20 protein-coding genes, 1 other RNA gene and 1 pseudogene are annotated in these 20,265 nt (G+C 38.1%); 7 read left to right on the top strand and 15 right to left on the bottom strand.

The features are described from left to right. Positions 1 to 41: 41 nt before the first annotated feature. The 4 genes from ES765_RS03250 to ES765_RS03235 all read right to left on the bottom strand — a co-directional run bounded on the left by ES765_RS03250 (position 42) and on the right by ES765_RS03235 (position 4,303). Positions 42 to 1,127: an efflux RND transporter periplasmic adaptor subunit gene (locus ES765_RS03250; RefSeq protein ID WP_138111163.1), complete on the bottom strand. Its 1,086-nt coding sequence runs from the start codon at positions 1,125 to 1,127 to the stop codon at positions 42 to 44. Positions 1,128 to 1,169: 42 nt separating this feature from the next. Beyond that, positions 1,170 to 2,474: a TolC family protein gene (locus ES765_RS03245; protein ID WP_138111162.1), complete on the bottom strand. Its 1,305-nt coding sequence runs from the start codon at positions 2,472 to 2,474 to the stop codon at positions 1,170 to 1,172. A 173-nt stretch (positions 2,475 to 2,647) separates the two neighbouring features. Further along, on the bottom strand, positions 2,648 to 3,556 hold the full coding sequence (locus tag ES765_RS03240) for a hypothetical protein (RefSeq protein WP_171017212.1): 909 nt from the start codon (positions 3,554 to 3,556) through the stop codon (positions 2,648 to 2,650). Positions 3,557 to 3,625: 69 nt separating this feature from the next. After that, entirely contained in the window at positions 3,626 to 4,303 is a 678-nt protein-coding gene (locus ES765_RS03235) for a DUF6799 domain-containing protein (protein WP_138111161.1), read from the bottom strand. Positions 4,304 to 4,649: 346 nt separating this feature from the next. Between ES765_RS03235 and ES765_RS03230 the strand changes: the two genes are divergently transcribed. The 3 genes from ES765_RS03230 to ES765_RS03220 are packed head-to-tail and all read left to right on the top strand — an operon-like array spanning position 4,650 to position 7,273. Further along, the gene (locus ES765_RS03230) at positions 4,650 to 5,870 is read left to right on the top strand and encodes a sulfite oxidase (RefSeq protein ID WP_138111160.1); all 1,221 of its coding nucleotides are present in this window, start codon (positions 4,650 to 4,652) and stop codon (positions 5,868 to 5,870) included. Between the two features lie 2 nt (positions 5,871 to 5,872). Beyond that, positions 5,873 to 6,352 (top strand): monoheme cytochrome C, encoded by a 480-nt coding sequence (locus tag ES765_RS03225; protein WP_138111159.1) that lies wholly within the window; start codon positions 5,873 to 5,875, stop codon positions 6,350 to 6,352. 45 nt (positions 6,353 to 6,397) lie between these two features. Continuing rightward, positions 6,398 to 7,273 (top strand): sterol desaturase family protein, encoded by an 876-nt coding sequence (locus ES765_RS03220; RefSeq protein WP_138111158.1) that lies wholly within the window; start codon positions 6,398 to 6,400, stop codon positions 7,271 to 7,273. Between the two features lie 204 nt (positions 7,274 to 7,477). On the opposite strand, the gene ES765_RS03215 is transcribed toward ES765_RS03220, so the two are convergent. From ES765_RS03215 to ES765_RS03180, 9 genes are all read right to left on the bottom strand, one after another. Beyond that, positions 7,478 to 8,176 (bottom strand): hypothetical protein, encoded by a 699-nt coding sequence (locus tag ES765_RS03215; RefSeq protein ID WP_138111157.1) that lies wholly within the window; start codon positions 8,174 to 8,176, stop codon positions 7,478 to 7,480. A 322-nt stretch (positions 8,177 to 8,498) separates the two neighbouring features. Next, positions 8,499 to 9,005 (bottom strand): hypothetical protein, encoded by a 507-nt coding sequence (locus ES765_RS03210; RefSeq protein ID WP_138111156.1) that lies wholly within the window; start codon positions 9,003 to 9,005, stop codon positions 8,499 to 8,501. Positions 9,006 to 9,239: 234 nt separating this feature from the next. After that, on the bottom strand, positions 9,240 to 9,398 hold the full coding sequence (locus ES765_RS21620; protein WP_171017211.1) for a hypothetical protein: 159 nt from the start codon (positions 9,396 to 9,398) through the stop codon (positions 9,240 to 9,242). Positions 9,399 to 10,242: 844 nt separating this feature from the next. Further along, a complete protein-coding gene (locus ES765_RS03205) occupies positions 10,243 to 10,773 on the bottom strand; it encodes a 1-acyl-sn-glycerol-3-phosphate acyltransferase (protein WP_138111155.1) in 531 nt (176 codons plus the stop codon). Between the two features lie 61 nt (positions 10,774 to 10,834). Beyond that, positions 10,835 to 11,962, bottom strand: coding sequence for an iron-containing alcohol dehydrogenase family protein (locus ES765_RS03200; RefSeq protein WP_138111154.1), 1,128 nt, complete (start codon positions 11,960 to 11,962; stop codon positions 10,835 to 10,837). Between the two features lie 5 nt (positions 11,963 to 11,967). Further along, a complete protein-coding gene (locus tag ES765_RS03195; protein WP_138111153.1) occupies positions 11,968 to 12,666 on the bottom strand; it encodes an HAD family hydrolase in 699 nt (232 codons plus the stop codon). After that, positions 12,657 to 13,370 (bottom strand): 3-deoxy-manno-octulosonate cytidylyltransferase, encoded by a 714-nt coding sequence (kdsB, locus tag ES765_RS03190; RefSeq protein WP_171017222.1) that lies wholly within the window; start codon positions 13,368 to 13,370, stop codon positions 12,657 to 12,659. Before kdsB ends, ES765_RS03195 begins: the two co-directional genes overlap by 10 nt. Positions 13,371 to 13,396: 26 nt before the next feature. Next, positions 13,397 to 13,966, bottom strand: coding sequence for a DUF4126 domain-containing protein (locus ES765_RS03185; RefSeq protein ID WP_138111151.1), 570 nt, complete (start codon positions 13,964 to 13,966; stop codon positions 13,397 to 13,399). Positions 13,967 to 14,027: 61 nt separating this feature from the next. Further along, positions 14,028 to 15,461: an ATP-dependent RecD-like DNA helicase gene (locus ES765_RS03180; protein WP_138111150.1), complete on the bottom strand. Its 1,434-nt coding sequence runs from the start codon at positions 15,459 to 15,461 to the stop codon at positions 14,028 to 14,030. A 101-nt stretch (positions 15,462 to 15,562) separates the two neighbouring features. On the opposite strand from ES765_RS03180, the gene ES765_RS03175 reads away from it, so the two are divergent. From ES765_RS03175 to ES765_RS03165, 3 genes are read left to right on the top strand one after another with little or no spacing between them, the layout of a single operon-like run. Continuing rightward, positions 15,563 to 16,213 carry a hypothetical protein gene (locus ES765_RS03175; protein WP_138111149.1) on the top strand — a complete coding sequence of 217 codons (651 nt, stop codon included), beginning with the start codon at positions 15,563 to 15,565 and terminating at the stop codon, positions 16,211 to 16,213. Then, on the top strand, positions 16,191 to 17,027 hold the full coding sequence (locus tag ES765_RS03170; RefSeq protein WP_138111148.1) for a DUF3822 family protein: 837 nt from the start codon (positions 16,191 to 16,193) through the stop codon (positions 17,025 to 17,027). Before ES765_RS03175 ends, ES765_RS03170 begins: the two co-directional genes overlap by 23 nt. Beyond that, complete coding sequence (locus ES765_RS03165; RefSeq protein WP_138111147.1) at positions 17,027 to 17,569, top strand: RsmD family RNA methyltransferase; 543 nt, start codon at positions 17,027 to 17,029, stop codon at positions 17,567 to 17,569. Before ES765_RS03170 ends, ES765_RS03165 begins: the two co-directional genes overlap by 1 nt. An 8-nt stretch (positions 17,570 to 17,577) precedes the next feature. On the opposite strand, the gene rnpB is transcribed toward ES765_RS03165, so the two are convergent. Beyond that, positions 17,578 to 17,904, bottom strand: an RNA gene (gene rnpB / locus ES765_RS03160) — RNase P RNA component class A. 108 nt (positions 17,905 to 18,012) lie between these two features. Here rnpB and ES765_RS22225 point away from each other — a divergent pair. Beyond that, positions 18,013 to 19,922: pseudogene (locus ES765_RS22225) on the top strand (DNA polymerase III subunit gamma/tau). Here the strand turns inward: ES765_RS22225 and ES765_RS03140 are convergent. Further along, on the bottom strand, positions 19,917 to 20,264 hold the full coding sequence (locus tag ES765_RS03140; protein ID WP_138111143.1) for a transmembrane 220 family protein: 348 nt from the start codon (positions 20,262 to 20,264) through the stop codon (positions 19,917 to 19,919). The pseudogene ES765_RS22225 and the gene ES765_RS03140 overlap by 6 nt on opposite strands. Between the last annotated feature and the right edge of the window lies 1 nt (position 20,265).

The following is a 20,265-nucleotide window of genomic DNA, read 5'->3' as shown; positions in this document are numbered from 1 at the left end:
ATTGTATCTAGATTTTTTAATGCTCATTTCATAGTGCTTTGTTATTTTACGTAAAGACTGATTTTTGCCCCGTTGTACAATTTCCCTTGTGAGCCGATGATATATTGTTCATCGGGGGATAGCCCTGAGAGTACCTCTACCCTATCCCCAAACGTTCGACCTAAACGCAGCCAACGTAGCAATGCGGTGTTATTTTGGCTGACGGTATAAATCCCCGACAACTGTCCTCGCTTCACAATGGCCTCTAGCGGCACAAAAACCGCTTGGGAGATCGCTTTTTCCCCTGTCGGAAATTGTACTGTCGCATACATACCTGACATGAGGTTGGTTTCAGTTTTGTCCAATAATACTTTTACCAAATACTGGCCGCCGGTACTTTTTGCCGAGGTGCTTACCTCAGCTACTTTGCCCGATACACTTTCATTTAAAGATTTTACGAGCACGTCAACTTCAGTATCCACTTTAATTTGTGAAATTTCAGATTCAGGAACCATGGCCAGTATTTGAAAATTGCCAGGAGCCTCCACTTCCAATAAGGGCATACCAGGATTTGCCATGTCCCCTGCATTGATGAATTTGTTCGTTACCACTCCATTAAAAGGTGCCCGTATATTGGCGTACGAAAATTGCGCATTGACCTCATTTTTCATTTGTTTGGCCGATTCCAATCGTGCCTTGGCCATATTGTAGCTCGCTGAAATATCATCCAATTCTTTCTGGGAGGCACTAGTTTCGTTAAAAAGGGTTGTGTACCTATTAAAATCTTTTTCGGCATTGCTGAACGCTACCGATGCTTCCGTGATGCCCGCATTTACCTGCGCCAGTTTGGCGGACAAATCGGCATTGTTGATACTCAACAAGAGCTGACCCTTTCGCACCTTATCCCCGACGTTCACATAGATTCTATCCATATACCCCATCATTCGGGTGCTTATTGCGCTACTTTTTACCGCTTCTACCGTGCCGCTAACCATTAACAATGCACCACGGTCTTCCTTCGCAACAGTTCTTACCTGTACCGGAACTACGTCCGTGGTATGGGCTGCTACCTTGGCGTCGTTTCCACCGCAGCTTACCGCAAGTGCCAAGACACCGGTCAGCAATAGAATATAGTTTATTTTTTTCATTTTTATTTCTTTTAGATTCAAGGGTATAATTCTTTTCACGTTTTATTCTTTAGTCAAAAAAATTACATACGCCAACGCATAATTGTGTTGAAAAATCGTGGCGTAGTATTCCAATTGCTTTTGCGAATATTGTGTTTCGGCCATGAGTAGTTCCGTGGTTTTCTCAAGGCCCTGCTCAAACCGATTGGTTCTTATACGCAGCGCTTCCTTGGACTGTTCCAAGGCCAGTTGCGTTAGTTTTATATTGTTCTTGGCATCAGACAACATTCTGTTTGCCTTGTTGAGTTCCAATTGGCTCTCCGCTTTGTATTGATGAAGCTCCAATTTCGATTTTTCAAGCTCTGCTTTACTTTTTTGGGCTTTCCCGAAGCGTTTGGTGCCTTCTAAAATGTTCCATTGCAACGAGGCTCCGAAAAGGTAACCTTTGGCATTACCTTGGAAGACTTCGTTATCATGTAATTCATAAGTACCGAAGGCATTCAAACGGGGCAGAAAACTCATTTTGTCCGCCTTGTATTGTTGATTGTAGGCATCTGAAATGGATTCCATGGCCTGAATATCTTTTCTATCGTCAAGAAATTCTTCTGAGGAAATCGTTTCAGAAACTAAGGTCAGCGAATCCGTAGGTTTTAAAATCTGGTTTGAATCTGTGTCCATCAAAACAGAAAGGGAATTGGACGCATTTAGGATATTGCTTTTGGCATACTGCAACTGATTATCGATTTCCATCACACGTACCTCTACCGCTAATACATCGGACTTCTGTAGATACCCCTGTCTAAAACTGTTGTTGGCTATCCGTAGATTTTCCGAAGCCGATTCCTTGGCCTTTTGAAGTACTTCTACCGTTTTATAAGCCAACTGTAATTGCATGTATGCCTTATCCGCTTCAAGGGCCACATAGTCTTGCTTTCTTTCCGATTGTAGTTCGGTGGCGTTCCACTTTGCTTTTGCTGCTTTTCGCTGGTAGAGCCCATCCAAATTCAACAAGGGCTGTTGCACATCCACCCGTGTAGCAAAATCCTTTATTTGCCTTGGGTCGTTCAATAAGTCGGGGTTAAAATCCGCCTGCGTCAATATTTCCTGGTTCAATTTAGAACCAAAGGCCATTAAGGGATTCGTAGTTGCAATACCCGTATGGGATATTCCAATAGTAGGTAAAAGCACCGCATTGGTCTGATTAAAATCACCCTTGGCCATCAGAATATCTTGTTGGGCCATTTTCAAAGCAGTGTTATTTTCTTTAACCTTTGCCAAGACCTCCTGTTTGGAAATCGGAAGGTTTTCCTGGGCCTTTATAGGTAGGACAAAAAGAAATATTCCTAAAATGAATGCAATATTTTTCATCGTTATTTTTTATTTTCTTCTTTTACTGCTGCAAAATTATAACCTCAAAGAGGGCTGGTAAGTAACCTGGGTTACCAAGTAAACTAAAGAGCAGTTCTTGATGGAATCAAAAACCTAATTTTGCTACTATATTATGGTGGGGGAGTTTATTCAAAGAACCACTGGCAACCAGCTTATTGTGACTTCTTTTTAGTATGGAACCAATAACTGATACCGGTCGAAAAATAGAACGTACTTTCCAAATCTTCCGATATGATCGTATCCGCGGTAGTGATTGTCGTGCTGCTCTGAGGTATTGCTAATAAGGGGGTGGATGAAAAAATGAACTGCTTGTGATAGTATTGCAAGGGAAGGCTAAGCTCCATATTTAAAATATTGAATTCGGAAGCTTCCTTGATTTCTACTGTAGTGGACACCGTTTCATCAACACCTCCAGAACCTTGTCCCTGCCCCTTACCTTTTCGGTTGCCCAAGCGACTTGTACTGTAATATTCCTGATAAAAATATTGGGAACCTGCATATACGGCTATCGAGGGGTTGATTAAAAAGCTCTTATCAGTATTGTAAAAAACACGGTCGAGCATTAACCCCGTGAAAATATCCGTAGAACTGCCATCATTAAAATACGCACTGGCCAAAACGGATACCTCCAATGCTTTAAGATCATAGCTTAAGTATCCTGATATATCACCCAAAACCGAGGATTTTGCATTATAACTATCGTCATTGAAAAAATAGGCCGTACCCGAAATTCCGCCGCTTAGTTTTTCGCCGCCGAATGTATACCCCAAACTGGTCAAAAACAGATCCACCCGGTTTTCCTCGGAGCTAACCAAATAGGATACCGAAGCATCTACAAAGAAGCCTGATTTATCGTAGTAGCCTATGGAGGGGAAAATATAAGGCGCCGCAATGGAATCGCGCCTGCCCATAAACACCGCATCATTGATATAGCTGATATCCGTTAGGAAGTAAGATTGCTCATTGCTGGAGATTTCCTCAGCGGATTTTTTGTTGTTCTGCGCTATCAAAAATGCAGGCATAAAAAACAGTAAAAACCAATAGATGTACCAAGTTTTCATGATAAAAGGATTTATATGGTAAAGAATTGGGCTTTGTCATAAGACCATGGCAAAGCCCAAAACCAAATCTTATTTAGTCGCCTTTTTTCCCTTCTTTTTCGTTGCAGGTTTCTTCACGCCTTTCTTATTCATCATTTTTTTGTTGCCCATCCTATTTTTTTGGAGCATCGTTTTGCGATGTTGGTACATGTTCTTGAACTTGGCCCCATCCATATTGATGCACTCCCCGTCCTGAAGGCGTAATTGTTGCCGCTGGGCATTTTGATAGCTTCCATCCGGGTTTACGACCAATCCGTCCCCTAGATTGACCTGATTCTGAAGTCGGTTTTGTTCCCTATTTCTAATTTGGTAGACTTCCCCATCGATCATCATCACTTGATACCTGTTTTGGTTACGCTCATTTATCTGGGCTTCGTTTAATCCTTTGTTCTCTTGTTTTACCTTGTATCGATATTGATATTCGTTGCGGTACATGACACCATCATTGTCCAGACATTCGCCATCCTTCAAACGTAATCTGTCACGATCCCTCGTTAGGTAAGAACCATCAAGGTTCACAACGGTACCGTCATTTAATGTAATCGGGTCTTGTAATCGTATTTGATCTCTATCTCGAATTTGTAGCACATCGCCATCGACCAACATTAAACGGTCTTGATCACGATCTTGAACTTTATCTTGATCTTGGGCTGTAAGCATTGTAGTTCCTAGAACAACAAATGCAGTTAAAAGCAGTATTTTTTTCATCACATTATATTTTAGAATTAATTATACGGTAAAATTAAGTTCCGTTTATGGCTTTCAAAATGACGTAGGTCAGTTAAGGTCAATAAATATAGGGGGTTTGTGTAACCTATGTTACACAAAAGGGGTGTTTACCTTAAACATGCTGAATGTGAACTCATCTTACTATCGGGTTTTGCTTTGAAACATTTTTTTAAATCAGGTAACAGTTAAAACTAAAATGACGTAGGTCATTCCACAAAAAAAACTTGTGCTTTAATTTTATCCCTTATGTAACATAAGTTACAGCATCTAATGACAGAAAAAGTTAGTTTCAAAAATTAAATCCCATTGCAGAATAAACCAGCAAATGAAAAGAAGAAACTTTGTTAGAAAAGCCATTTTGGGTTCCATGACCGCAGTTATTGGATCGGAAATAGTCTTTGCCGCTACCATGCCCAAGGGATATCGGCCTTTAGCCTTTCAAGACCCAGACCCCTTTAAAATGTTCAATAAGGACAAGGGCATGGAGGTATTGAATGACAAACCATGGAACATAGAAGCCAAAGCACATTTGTTGGATGATAAAATCACTCCAAATAAATATATGTTTATACGAAACAACGGGCTTATTCCTGAAAATTTGAATGCCAATAGTTGGACATTGACCATTGATGGAGAATCGGTAAACCAAGAAAAAATCTTTACGTTGGCTGATCTAAAATCTAAGTTTCCGCAATATACTTATCAGCTTACATTGGAATGCGGGGGTAATGGCCGAAGTGAATTCGACCCGCCGGCGAAGGGCAATCAATGGACGGTGGGAGCGGTATCCTGTGCTACATGGACGGGGATACGCCTACGTGATGTACTGGAAGATGTCGGTATGAAAGACGATGCTGTTTATATAGGGTACCATGCTGCCGATGTACACCTTAGTAGAGATCCCGATAAAGAACCCATTTCCCGAGGTGCTCCGATGCCCAAAGCTTTACAGGACGAGACGTTACTGGCATTTCAAATGAACGGCGAAGATATTCCGATTGCCCATGGCTACCCACTTAGATTGGTAGCTGGCGGTTGGCCCGCTTCCGTTTCGGGAAAATGGGTAAATAGAATTAGTATTCGAAATGTCGTACATGACGGTCCGAAGATGACAGGAGACGCCTATCGTGTTCCTTGCAACCCCGTAGCGCCGGGCGAAAAAGTGAAGGACGAGGACATGTGTATTATAGAATCAATGCCCGTGAAATCATTGATTACCTATCCCAAATCCGGTGCGACAATCAAAGAGGGAAAGCAATTGAATATCAGGGGGCACGCATGGGCGGGAGAATTGGAAGTATCAAAAATGGAGTATTCCATAGATTTTGGTGCTACTTGGAAGGAATGCCCTGTTGAAAAACCTGCTAACCGTTTGGCATGGCAGCATTTTTCAGCAAGTATCGGTTTTCCGAAGAAAGGGTACTATGAGATATGGGCAAGGGCAACGGATGCTCAAGGTACCAGTCAACCCATGTTGCTGCCCGGTTGGAACCCGAAAGGATATCTCAATAACGCCTGTCATAGAATTGCGGTAAAGGTCATATAGCCATGGAAGAGCATGAAAAAATAAGACAGGGAATTAGGAAGATTTACCGACTTTTTATCGGCATATTCTCCTTATTTGCAGTATTGGCAATAGCTATAATTTATATGCTTAACAATCCTGATGCGCTTTCCCGCAAGAAAAATATACCCGAAGCTGAATATGTTGCCGTACCCGAAGAAGAGGATTATGATAAGATAGAGAACGGTATACATTTAAGAACCGGACTTTTAGAGGCCGAGGGGCTAACGGAAGTCATAAATAATTGCACCAACTGCCATTCCGCAAAATTGGTAATGCAGAACAGGATGAACAAAGAACGTTGGATAGCTACTATACGATGGATGCAGGAGACACAAAACTTATGGGATTTAGGAAATAACGAAGAAATAATAGTCAATTATCTGGTAACCAACTATCCATCAAAGAAAAAGGGAAGAAGGGAAATATTGACCGATATTGAGTGGTACGCACTTGAACAATAGTAGCCATCTTTCGAAAAAATAGTATTAGAAATAAACAAATAAGTTATGGAAAAGTATATAAATGCATTTGTAGATGCCTTTTTGGGCAGTATCGATTGGACGTGGAAATCCATTTTATTCGAGGTTCCTTGGTACACCAATTATTTCTGGGGGCTTACCGTAATATCCCTTGTGGTATGGGGATTGGAGATTGCCTTCCCATGGCGCAAAGAGCAATCGATTTTTAGGAAGGATTTTTGGTTGGATGGCTTTTACATGTATTTCAACTTTTTTCTTTTTGCCATTGCCATAAGCGGTTTCTATAATTTATTAGGAGTTCTTTTTAACGATATAGGTATTTCAGCTAAAAGCCTCACGATTTTGGATCTTTCAGCAATCCCGATGTGGGCCCAATTGCTTATTTTCTTTATAATCCTTGATTTTGTACAATGGTTTACCCATGTACTTCTTCATAAGTATAAAATTTTATGGAATTTTCATAAGGTGCACCATTCGGTAAAAGAAATGGGTTTTGCTGCCCACCTACGCTATCACTGGATGGAGAATATCCTTTACAAACCCCTAAAGACCCTTGGCGTTATGGTATTGGGCGGGTTTGAACCGGAACAAGCTTATATCGTTCATTTTGTGGCTATAGCTATCGGACACCTCAACCATGCCAATCTAAAGATTACATGGGGACCACTGAAATATATCTTTAACAATCCGGTAATGCACTTGTACCATCATGCCTATGTGCTTCCAAAAGGTAAATACGGAGTCAATTTCGGTATCAGTCTAAGTCTTTGGGACTATATTTTTAAGACCAATTATATTCCTGAAGATAGCGGTACAGTTGAATTGGGATTTCCGGGGGATGAAAAGTTTCCAAAAGATTTTTTACATCAAGAAATCTATGGATTCGGTAAATCAAAAGATTAGCAAAGTATATTGTTCAATCAGTACCAGTTCCAGATATAAATCTTAAAGTTACAAAATAGTGGGGATTTTTGCTTGTTAAATCTGACTGGCACAACTTATCCGATACATATAAACATACGTATGTTAACTTATGCCCCAATGCTATTGGAGCCTTTATTGAGGTGGCGGAGTAAGATGTTCAACGCTTACCAAAACTATAGAATTTTATGATTTAGGCTCCGGAAGGCAAATTCCACGTTTTAGAATCGTTATGCCCATGAGTCCCAACCAGATAGCTTTCACGTGAAAAAGAGGCTTATAGATTTCAAAGTTGTCGGGTATGCCCATGACAATTCCCATAGCGGCAAGACCCAATAGGGCCGTCAACCAACCTAACCAAACATAGACAATTTTCCATTTTACAAGTCCAAGGCCCAACAATACTAACCCGACCCCTGAAAAAACCCGTCCAAATCGAACAAAACACGTGACGTATTGGTTCGTGTACAGAATATTGTCCATGAATTCCTGAATTTCAGCGGCCGACTTGCCCATGGTCTCGCCAACACCCCATGCACCAAAATTATAATAAAATGCGGATGCAAGGGCAAGGGTAATGCTTCCCACGACGACCATTCCGGCTCCAGGGGCTATTAAAACCCGATAAGGTTTCTTAAATGTTATAGAGGCCAGGGCGAACATTGCAATGGCCATAATGACCCACCCAAAAATATGGATTCGGAACATCCAAATCCATGGCCAAACCTGCTCACCAATAGCGGTAAAGTCTGAAGCTACCAAATACTCACCAATGTGATGGGGCGACAAAATCCATCCCCCCCAAAGCATTAATGCAGCTGCAATAAAAACCCAACCTGTAAATTTTGTTTCAAAATCCTTTTTAAATATATTCCCTGTTTCCATGTTAGTATACTTTTAAAACCATTACGATATGACAGTACTGATGTTCACAAATCGATACGGTAATTTGATTAATTAAAGATGATAAATGAGAACGGGAATAGAAATGACCTACATCAGTCCCATTGTATTTTTTTTGATGGGCAATAGAAGTGCAGTTGATACCCACAATGAGAATGGATGCTTCAAGTATTGGACTTCATTGGTTTCATCGCTAATGACCTTGTCCATCGGAAAAAAGCTTTTACGGCGGTCGGAGTCAATGACTTTATTTGCTCATTAGGCTTGCCATAGCATTATGGGCATAGACATAGCCGGTATCGACTTAGTCCGTTTTTGGTTCTTGAAGTTCAAAACATTTACATACGCCCATTCCTTTTTTATGTGCCTCTTGAAAGTGCGCTTCAAACCAGTCAGGCCGTTCAAGCTCGTAGTCGTATATGTATTCAGCGATCAAAGCAATGGCCTCATCTGGATTGGGCATGTACGGCATAGGGCCAAAGTTTTTATGGGCACCGGGCATTTTCTTTTCCGTCTCCGGATCGTTGACCCACAGAATCAAAGCTTCCGTAAATTCTTTTTTCGTTATGCTGGAATCGATGTAGTGCCTTTTGATGGCCTCCATCGGTGGGGCGATCCTATTGGTCATCGAGGCTGCTGGATCATGGCAGCTATAACATTCCTGCTCCATGATTATTTTTCCGGGATGTGGTTTACTTGTATGTGCTTGTTCTATAACGGAAATATTGTCAAGGGGTTCCATTTTCGACTCTTGACTATCTTTGCAGCAAATAAGTCCTAACAGGGGCAACAAAACGATTAAATATCTCATTGTTTTGGTTGTTTTCCCGAAAGCTCCGTTTTCTAATGTATTTAAGCAATGATGATTATCAGTTCAGTTAAACATTCTAATCAACAATATACATATAGTTGGTTATAAGAATTGAACTCTGCAAGATTAACCTATTTTTAAAAATGTTGCAGATATGCTTGTATGCAAATAGTGTGTAGAAAGTTTTACACCTGAATATGTCAAGAGAAGTCGATAGAGACACTCTATCAAAGATTAAACGCCCTTTTTCTTTTTCTCGATGCCGATTACCACCAATTTTTTGCTCTCGTTCTTCCTGCCCCTGACACCTTCTTCCTGTCCGCCAAAGACCGTATCGTACACTGCCGCCGTGCCGGTTATGGGATGGTCGCCCGGACTTTTCATCGCCTTCATAACCTTGCGCTTGAATGCCCAACAGGTCTTCTGCCAAAGGGAGAACTTGCGGGCAAGCTCGGTGGAGCTAATGTCCTTTTGTTGGTCGATACCAATTACACTATATAGAACGCCTTGTACAGGTCGAACTTAACCTTATGGAAAAGGGCACCCGCGGCCGGGGATTCGTCATAGCGGCAAGAAGTACACTCACGTGAATAGGGCATGCCACCGGTATAATATTTGCCGTGACCGCATTTACGGCACTTGAACACATAGCCCCACTTCTTATCGGCAAGGTGGGAAAGCCAACTGTCCCTGTCCGGAAAAAGTCACCTGAAATCGAAAAGGGATAGGCTCTTGAATCTTAGCATCAGATTTTTTAAGGATTTTACCTTAAATTAAGCACTCAATCGCTCTTTACAAAACGCCTAAGTCAATTCTACTTTTAAAATTCATCTACCATAATCGAACAAATAACGAACTAATTTTATTTATTCAATTCATAAATTGTTATAAATCAAATAACTAAATACATAATGATGATGTTCAGAATGTTTATCATTCTATGGAGGAGTGAATAAATATTCATTTTATTATTTAAAAATAAAAAGGTCCGCTTCCCAAAAGCGGACCTTTTCCCAATTATAAACAACCTATAAAACCTATTTTTTAATAACTCTTTTGAGAATAAAAGCGTTCATCTTAAAATGCTACTTGACCAACCCTATTCGTCTTATTTACGAGTAGATATCAAATAGGTTTTATTATAAGTGTTAAAAAAAAGTGTTGTTTATCAATTTTTAAGAAACGAGTAGAGTTTAAATGGAATTAGAATTTTCAAGATTGAAGAAATCTTTACCTCCTATTGATGTTTACCAACCACCCCATCAAAAAAAGCATGGTACTTTTTAAAATCAGCTTCTTGATTTTTTTGAGTATAATAAGGTTCTGAAACCTTGATTTCCTTTTTACCATAATCAAAAGCCACAAGTACGATTGGTACATTTGCAGTTTTGGCGATAAAATAGAATCCCGTTTTCCATTTCTCCACTTTTTTTCGAGTACCCTCTGGTGATAATGACAACCTGAATATTTCTCTTTCTTCAAATATCTGTGCAGTTGCTTTTACGGTATCACTTATTTTCGAACGATCTATAGGGGCACCTCCTGTCCATTTAAAGAACCATCCTACGGGCGAATCGAAAAGGCTTTTCTTTCCAATATAGTTGATTTGTTGATTCCAAACCTCTCTGATTAGCAGTCCTAATAGAAAATCCCACCAACTGGTATGAGGCACTACAATAATGACGAATTTTTTCAAGTCACCTGGAAACTCTCCATTAAGCTTCCATCCTAAAAGTTTAAAATAAATGAATTTTGCGAACTGTTGCATCGAACTATTTTACAAACAAAGTAAGTTCTCGACTCAGCTAGAACGAACAGTGTTTTTGAAATTATATTTTTTTATAAATCGATTTTAATTTTTCAGGCGTAATAACCGATTTCCAATGTTCACCCAAAGCATTTTCCCATAATGGTACCATTCCAATGGCTACCGAAATCATAATATCCATTTCAGATACCGACAAACGGGAACAAACCTCAGTTGGCAAAACTATGTTATGTTTATCTAGCATCTTATTAAACAATGAAACACCTTCTGGATAAAATTCTTCAAGATGTTGAAAGACTAAACAATTACCTATACCATGCTTTACGCCTAAAACAAATCCCAAACCATAACTCATGGCATGTGCTACACCAACTTGTGAATAGGCTATGCTCATACCCCCATGCCAAGATGCCATCATTAATTTCTCCCTATTATCCGTTTCTGAATTATTTTCTAAAAAAACTTCTTTACAGAGCTCTAATGATTTCTCACCATAACTTTTACTAAAAGCATTTAAAAATGTTCCGTTAAGAGATTCTATACAATGAATAAAACAGTCCATACCAGTATAAAACCACTGAACTTTTGGCACTCCTTTAGTCAAATCCGGATCCAATAGCACCTGATCAAAAGTGGTGTAATCTGAATTGATTCCTAATTTTTTTTCTGGACCCATTAAAACTGTAGTTCTAGAGACCTCTGCACCAGTACCACTAATAGTTGGTATACCAACATGATAAACAGACCGATTATTAACCAAATCCCAACCTTGGTATTGTGCTGCATCCCCTTTATTGGTTAACATAATAGCAATCGCTTTAGCTAAATCCAATAGGGTGCCACCACCAATGCCTATAACTCCTGAAGGTAGTTCACTATATTTCTCTAGTATCATTTTAACCAAAGTATCTACTTGTTCAGTTTTCGGCTCCTCCTCGGCCGAGATTAGAATAATTTGATCACAGAAAATACTTGGAATTCTATTAATTAAGTCCGTCCCTTCAAAAACATCATCAACCAAGTAAATCATAGGAGCTTCTGAATGTTTCCTTTTCGGCATCAAAATATCGCCAAGCTGATCAAAACTTCCTTTCCCATAGACTACTCTTGGTACCATAGGGAAATTTCGATATTGTTCGGAAGCTTTAGTAGGTATGTTCTTCAATGCTATTTCTTTTTTAACCTCCATTGTAATTATACGTATTCAAGAATATCAGTCAACGTAGAAATTGTCATATATCCTTTATTTTCTTCAGGTTCTAACACCTCTTCATGTTGCCATGTGGTGTGGAAAGGTACATGCACCGCACGTGCTCCTATTTCCACCAATGGTAATACATCTGATTTTAAAGAATTTCCTATCATTAAAAATTCACTTGGTGAAACCTGTAAATGCTCAAGTAAATCGCTATAATTCTTCTCCTTTTTATCACTTAATACTTCTACATGATGAAAATATTCAGAGAGCCCAGAACGTTCTATTTTACGTTCTTGATCTAGCAAATCTCCTTTAGTCAAAACAATTAATCTATACCTGTCTTTCAACTCTTTCAAGACCTCTACTACCCCATTTAATAATTCTACTGGTTGTAATATCATTTCTTTTCCAAGGTTCAAACACGCTACCAATGTTTTCTGAGAAACTTGGTTATTTGAAAGTTCCAAGGCACATTCAATCATTGATAATATAAAACCTTTTATGCCGTAACCATACAAGTCTAAATTTCGTATTTCGGTCTTAAAAAGCTCTTGATCTATCTTGTTTTTGGTTTCATATTTATCTAATAAAGCTGCAAACTTATCTTCTGCTTCCCTAAAATAGGTTTCATTTACCCATAATGTATCATCAGCATCAAAACCGATAACACGTATTCCATCAAAATTTATTTCCATGCTGCTTGCGCTTTCTTTAAATCATCTGGTGTATCTATTTCAATACCTTGAACGTTGGTTTCTACCATTTTTATCTTCTTACCATATTCCAAATAGCGAATGGCTTCTATTTTCTCAGTGGCTTCCAAAGGCAACATTGGCAAACGTTGAAAATCCATCAAGGCCCTTTTTCTGAATGCATAAATTCCTTTATGCTTAAAATAGGTTGTGTTTGAGTCTTTCGCCCTTGGGTATGGAATAGGAGATCTTGAGAAGTACAATGCAAAATTCCTATTATCAACGATTACTTTAACCGTATTTGGGTTATTTATTTCTTCTTCATCAGTAATTTTCACCATTAAAGAGGCTAAATCAATTTCTTTGTGAACGTCATCTTCAAATACTTTTATTACTCCCTCTAGACTTTCCCGGTCCGTAAAAGGTTCATCACCCTGTACGTTCACGATTATATCAACGTCCATTTGCATTACCGCTTCAGCAATACGATCACTACCGCAATCATGTTGCTTTTTGCTCATTATGGCCAAACCACCTTCCTTAACTATTGTATCATAAATTACGTCACTATCAGTAACTACATATACCTCATCAAACAATTTAGTCTTTACTGCTGCTTGGTACGTTCTAACAATTACCGGTTTACCGACCAAATCTTTCATTAGTTTTGCCGGAAATCTTGATGCTGCATACCGAGCAGGAATCATTGCTATTATCTTCAACTTAAATTATTTTATGTTTTGGACCTTGGTCGGAAACTTCTATATATCCTAAAAATTATTACCAGAATTATTATAACAAGTACGGCTGCAAGAATAGGCGCAAAAATTGATGCTGCAGTAACCACTATTGCGGTACCTGTTTCAACAGTTGCTAGAACCGGATTTGCCAATCCGCCCGTAGTGGCCGTAGATGCCAATCTACCAGTTGCCCCTGCCGATTTTATTGCAGTGGCTGTACCACCACCAGCTATAATTGCCAATGACCAAGTTATGACTGGATCTAAATCTGTTACTGTTGAAACCATAACGGCGGTACCTGCCATTGCTGCTAAAGGTATTGATATACTATCCAATAAATTATCGAACCAAGGAATGAAATAAGCGAAAATTTCCAGAAGCGTTGCTACCCCCAAGGTCAATACGGCGACTAAACCTCCTATCCACTGCCAATTTTCATTCAATTCCCAGACACCAAAATAAGATGCCAAACTCAGAGCGAACAATGGTAAAAACACTCTGAAACCAACTGAAGCAGCAAGTCCTACACCTAAAAATATACTTAAAATCGTCTCTGTTGCCATGTTATAATTTCGATGGATAAAGTTATCATCCTTTGTCCATAATCACTAAAATAATCTTTTATTAATCAACAAAAAAATCGTCTTTGAATCCTATGAGGTACAATTTATTTTTTGCTCTAGTCACAGCAGTATATAGCCAACGTAAATACTCCTTATCTATTCCATTTGGAAGATAAGGTTGTTCTACAAACACGGTGTCCCATTGTCCGCCTTGCGATTTATGACATGTTATGGCATAGGAAAATTTCACCTGTAATCCGTTAAAATATTTATTGTTCTTTACACCTAAAAACTTTTTATACTTAGATGTCTCATGTGCAAAATCTTTCATGACCTCTTGATAGAGTCTATTTCCATCTTCGTAGGAAAGTGACGGGGATACTGCCGTAATGGTATCCAACAATAAAACCGTTTCAAACGGCGCCATGTTTGGGTAGTCTACCATTTTTACCTTTACTTCGGCAAATTTAAACGTGTAGATTTCCTTTATATCATAAATTTCCAATATTTCAATAATGTCACCATTTGCTATAAAACCAGCTTCTGTAGTTGGCTTTATCCAAAAATAATTATTCTTTACCACCATCATATAATCACCTACTGCCAAATCATTTTCCAAGAATAAAATTCGCTCCCTTATATTCTGGTTATAAAGATTTGCTCTTTTATTTGATCTTACAATAAATGCCGTTTCTTCCTTACCATTTTCTGAATAAGAACTGTCTATAGCTTCTTGAATCTCATTTCCATCAATTAATCTAACAATGTCGGTAAAGGGGTTTACATCAAATTTGAAATCATCATAAAAATCACCCTGTAATTGTTCCCTTAATAACGTTGCATTAGCCAAGATTCCAGAATCACCAGCTTGCCGCACCACTTCATCCAATTCTAAACGTATGACTTCTTTATTATAGTTCAAAGAAAGTTTATCAGCATCTAATGCCGGACTTAATTCTAAATGTACTGGAGGTAGCTGCGCTGTATCACCTATCAACAACAATTTGCATTTGTGCCCAGAGTATACGAACATCATTAAATCATCTAACAATGAACCATTTTCAAAAAGTTTAGAATCGGCCGCCACATCGGGTATCATTGAAGCCTCATCTACAATAAATAAGGTGTCTTTATGTTTATTCGGTGCAAGTACAAACTGTACACCGCCACCACCTTGTTTCTTTGGAAAATAAATTTTTCGGTGAATGGTAAACGCTTGTGTCTTTGCATAGTTTGACATCACTTTTGCCGCTCTACCTGTCGGTGCCATTAGAACAGCTTTCTTTTGAACCTTCCAAAGACTATTCACCAAAGTACCAATTAAAGTAGTTTTTCCAGTACCGGCATAGCCTTTTAATAAAAAAACTTCGTCCTTTTCGGTTGACAGTGTAAACTCTGCTAGTTTTTGTAAAGCTACTGATTGTGTGGCAGTTGGTGTGTATGGAAATTTAGTTTCCAGTAAACTATAGAAAGATGCGGGAGTTGTTGATTTCATGAGCCCTCAAAGATAAAGATGATTTTTCGGTCAAAAACTTTTACCATTAAAAAAAAATTGTAGATTTGTGAAGACCACTAAATTAAAATAACACATACGAAATGAAGACCATTATACAAATTGTACTTTGGGTTGGGTGTATCGCTTTAGGATACCTAATTTATAATTCCATTACGGGACCAATTAAATTCAACGAAGTTAAACAAGAGCGCTATGCTCAAGTTGTAGCCAAATTAAAAGACATTAGAAATTCTCAAGATGCCTATAAAACGGTGAATGGTAACTACGCAAATGACTTTAATAGTCTAATTAGTTTTATCGATACGGCAAACTATGTAATCACTCAACAAAGAGATTCTTCTTTTATGGAGTTTGATAAAGCGTATGGTATCGATTTATTGAAAGAAGTTAAAATCATTGATACATTAGGGTTTGTTTCTATTAAAGATTCACTTTTCAAAAAAGATACGCGTTATAAAAATTTGATGGATGTACCTACTGCTGCTAATGGTGAAAAATTCACGATGAAAGCAGCCTTTGTTGAAAAGAGTGGTTATAGAGCCCCTGTTTTCCAAGTTAAGGTAGATAAGGAAGTGATACTTTATGACCAACCAAAAGATTTATTATCTCGTGAAAAAGCCGCTTTAAGTGTAGAAGAGGTTAATGGACCATCAATTTATATAGGTTCTTTAGACGAAGTAAGTACTACAGGTAACTGGCCTGCTGTTTATGACAAAAAAAACGATCAATAACCGTTTAGATATAGCGGATAAAAATTTTAAGAAATTGTCCATTCAAGTTAGCTTGAATGGACTTTCTTTTTGTGTGGCAGATACTGTTTCACAAAAATTACTTATTTCTGATACTATAGAATTTTCAGAAGAAAAAAATCCAATGATTGTAAAAGATGAATTGGAGAAACTCTTCCAAAAACATCAAATTACTCATATGGAATTTGACGAGGTTGTAGCAGTGCACAGAAACACCCTTTTTGGCCTTGTTCCCAAATCCCTTTTTAACGCAGAGCACTTACTAGAGTATCTTAAATTCAACACCAAAGTTTTAGCCACAGACGTATTATCGTTTGATGAAGTTGAAAATCATGACTTAGTGAATGTCTATGTCCCCTACATGAACATAAACAATTACATCTACAACCTTTTTGGAGAATTCACTTATATGCATAATGGCACTGTACTTTTACAGTCTTTAATGAACAATGAAACCCAAGACCGAGAAACCATCTGTTATGTTCATGTAAATAAAAATCAGCTAGACATTACCGTTCTTAATCAACGTAAATTATTACTTTACAATAGCTTTACCTATACCACCAAAGAGGATTTTGCCTACTACTTATTGTTTGTTTTGGAGCAACTAGATTTAGATCCAAAAATAGCAATTGTAAAATTGTTTGGAGCTATCGAGGAAGATGACCCTATCTTTCAATTATGCTATTCTTATATTCAGCATATACGTATCTTTGCACCTTCATCATTGCAATTGATTAAGATGGGAGAGCCAGCTTCTAGTTCAATAGACTTCACACTTATCAACACCTTATAATGCGCATAATTTCAGGAAAACACAAAGGTCGTAATTTAATCGCTCCTCAGAAATTACCTGTAAGGCCTACAAAAGATATGGCCAAAGAGAGTTTGTTTAATATTCTAAATAACGGCTATTATTTTCCAGATTTAAAAGTTCTAGACCTTTTTGCCGGCACTGGAAATATTAGTTATGAATTTGCATCTAGAGGCGTAGATGATATCCTCGCAATAGATGCTCATGCCGGTTGCATAGATTTCATAGACAAGACTGCTGGCCTTTTAGACATGAGTATTCGAACCCTAAAGAGTGAGGTTTTTACATTTTTACAACGTAATACCGAGCAATTCGATATCATATTCGGGGATCCATTTTATGACATGGAACTTTCCGATTTTGAAAAACTACCGGAATTGGTTTTTGAAAAAAAACTTCTTTTAGAGGATGGTGTCTTAATTATTGAACATTCTAATCGAACCAGTTTAGAGCACCTCCCTTTTTATAATAACTCTCGAAAATATGGAGGTAGTGTATTCAGTTTCTTCAAAGATAACTCCTAATTAAAATCAAAAAAAGCAGGCCATAAGCCGGATTCTGTATATTCTGAAACTAGTTCAGAAATGCCTTATCATTTATCTAGGCCAAAGGTTGCCCCAAGGCTCGAACCGCCTACCCTTCGACTTGAGCGTGCAGCCCTTAAACATCGATTTACATGACGTTTCACCGTATAGAGTTTACCTGGTTTCACTACAGCCGAACTGTACTTGCTTTCTGTTGCACTTGTCCTCACTTTTCAGCGGACGGGCGTTACCCGCTATACTGCACTATGGTGTCCGGACTTTCCTCGTATTCTACCCGAAGCATCGGGAGAATCCGCGATAAGGTGGCCTGCTTGCGCAAATGTACTGTAATTGTTGATAACTAAGGATGATCTCTATTTTTAATTCTCTTTAGAATTAACCGCTATATTTATATTTGTGTTAGATTAAATCATCGTAGTATTTTGGAACCATTTATAGTATCGGCACGTAAGTATAGACCTCAGACCTTTAAGGATGTCGTGGGCCAACAAGCCATTACCAATACGTTACAAAATGCCATTGACCAAAACCATTTGGCTCAAGCGTTATTATTCTGTGGACCAAGAGGTGTTGGCAAAACAACCTGCGCACGTATTTTAGCAAAACAGATAAATTCTGATGGAACTGAACGTACAGATGAAGATTTTGCATTCAATATTTTTGAACTTGATGCTGCATCTAACAACTCTGTTGATGATATACGAAATTTAATAGATCAAGTACGTATACCTCCACAAGTAGGTAAATACAAGGTATATATTATAGATGAGGTGCACATGTTGTCTCTATCTGCTTTCAATGCTTTTTTAAAGACGTTGGAAGAGCCACCTAAGCATGCCATCTTTATTTTGGCGACCACCGAAAAGCATAAAATAATACCAACAATACTTTCTAGATGTCAAATATTTGATTTCAAGAGAATAACCGTTAAGGATTCTGCAGAATACTTAAAATACATTGCAGAAAATCAAGGTATAAATGCTGAAGAAGATGCATTACATATCATTGCCCAAAAAGCGGATGGTGCTATGCGCGATGCCCTATCTATTTTTGACAGAGTCGTCAGTTTTTCTGGGTCGGAACTTACTCGTAAAGCAGTTACCGAAAACCTTAATGTTTTAGACTACGATACGTATTTTGAAGCTACCGATTTAATTTTAGAGCACAACATACCAAACCTTCTTTTGCTTTTTAATAATACGTTATCTCTAGGTTTTGACGGACACCATTTCATTTCGGGACTCGCATCACATTTTAGAGACCTAATGGTATGCCAACATCCTGATACTATAACTTTATTAGAAGTAGGTGAAGCGGCACAGCAATTATATAGAGACCAAAGTAAAATCACTTCTGCCTCCTTTCTTTTGCGGGGTTTAGATATTGCAAATGACTGCGACCTAAAATATAAAACAAGTAGAAACCAGCGGCTGTTGGTAGAACTTACCTTGATGAAACTTGCCTCTATCGATTTTGATGGAGAAAAAAAAAACCTGAATCCGTAGCACTTCACAATAAAACAATAGATTTTATTGCCCCTGCAGCTTTTTATCAGCAGGTTCAAAAACGACCAATTAAACAAACCGAAAAGACTACTCCCCAGAATACTTCTGCAAAGATTGAAGAAAAGGATATTCCCTCTCCAATACCTGAAATAGTTCAACAGAAAGAACCTACATCTAAAGCAGCGGTAAAAATAGCTGCCGAGAATACTTCTGTAGCTATTAAAAAAGAGGAAGAAACCAATCCACAACCTGTAACCGCAAGGCAAGAGGAAACGAAAATTGAAAGCACTCCTAATGGTACTGAAAAACTGAATACCGCTACATCTGAAACGGAGTCAAAGAAAATCAACATAAACCTTCCAAACAAACGTGTATCAGGATTGTCAATTTCTAGCCTTAATGCAAAAAAGCAACATGAGCTAAATAAAATCGAGGTAGTTGTAGATGAAAACAACTTACCGAAAAGCGCATTTTCAGAAGAGGAATTACGCAAACATTGGGCTGAATTTGTTGAACGTATAGATAAAATGGGACAAAAGATTCTGGCTTCAAATTTAAATACAGATATTCCGAAGTTAAAGGATGAATTTACGATTCATATAGAACTTCCTAACGGAACTATGAAAAAGGAAATTGAGCGCGAACAATATGAACTTATAGAGTATCTACGCTCCAAATTGAACAATCACTTTATTCAATTAGAAATTAGTGTGAATGAAGAAACTGCCAAAAAATTTGCTTTTACACCAGAGGAAAAATATCAAAAGCTACGTGAAAAATATCCAGTTATCGATTTGCTGAGAACAGAGTTTGATTTAGATCTATAGTTTTCGTTTTAATCTAAAAGCAAAAACTAATAGTACCACGGAAATAATTAAAAGGCCAAATGCCTCTCTACCTAGTTCTACTATTACGACATCTCCATCATTCAAATCAAATCCTTGAAAATTCCTAGGATATAAATACAAAAAATTAATAAAGGCAATTACCCCAATAACCATAGGTAAATAATATCTAATTTTATTTAATGCAAAGCCTACTGAAACCAATGCCGCTATAGTGTAGATAATCACCCAAAGTATTGCATCTGGATCATTATATTGCAAGGCTGCACCAATGAAGAATAATAAGGCAAATAGATATCCGAGTACTTTAAATACTACCTTCATT

Source organism: Maribacter sp. ACAM166, from assembly GCF_005771495.1.
In the GTDB taxonomy this organism is placed as follows: Bacteria; Bacteroidota; Bacteroidia; order Flavobacteriales; family Flavobacteriaceae; genus Maribacter.
Note: the sequence above shows the minus strand (reverse complement) of the source record. Positions and strands in the feature narration are given on the sequence as shown.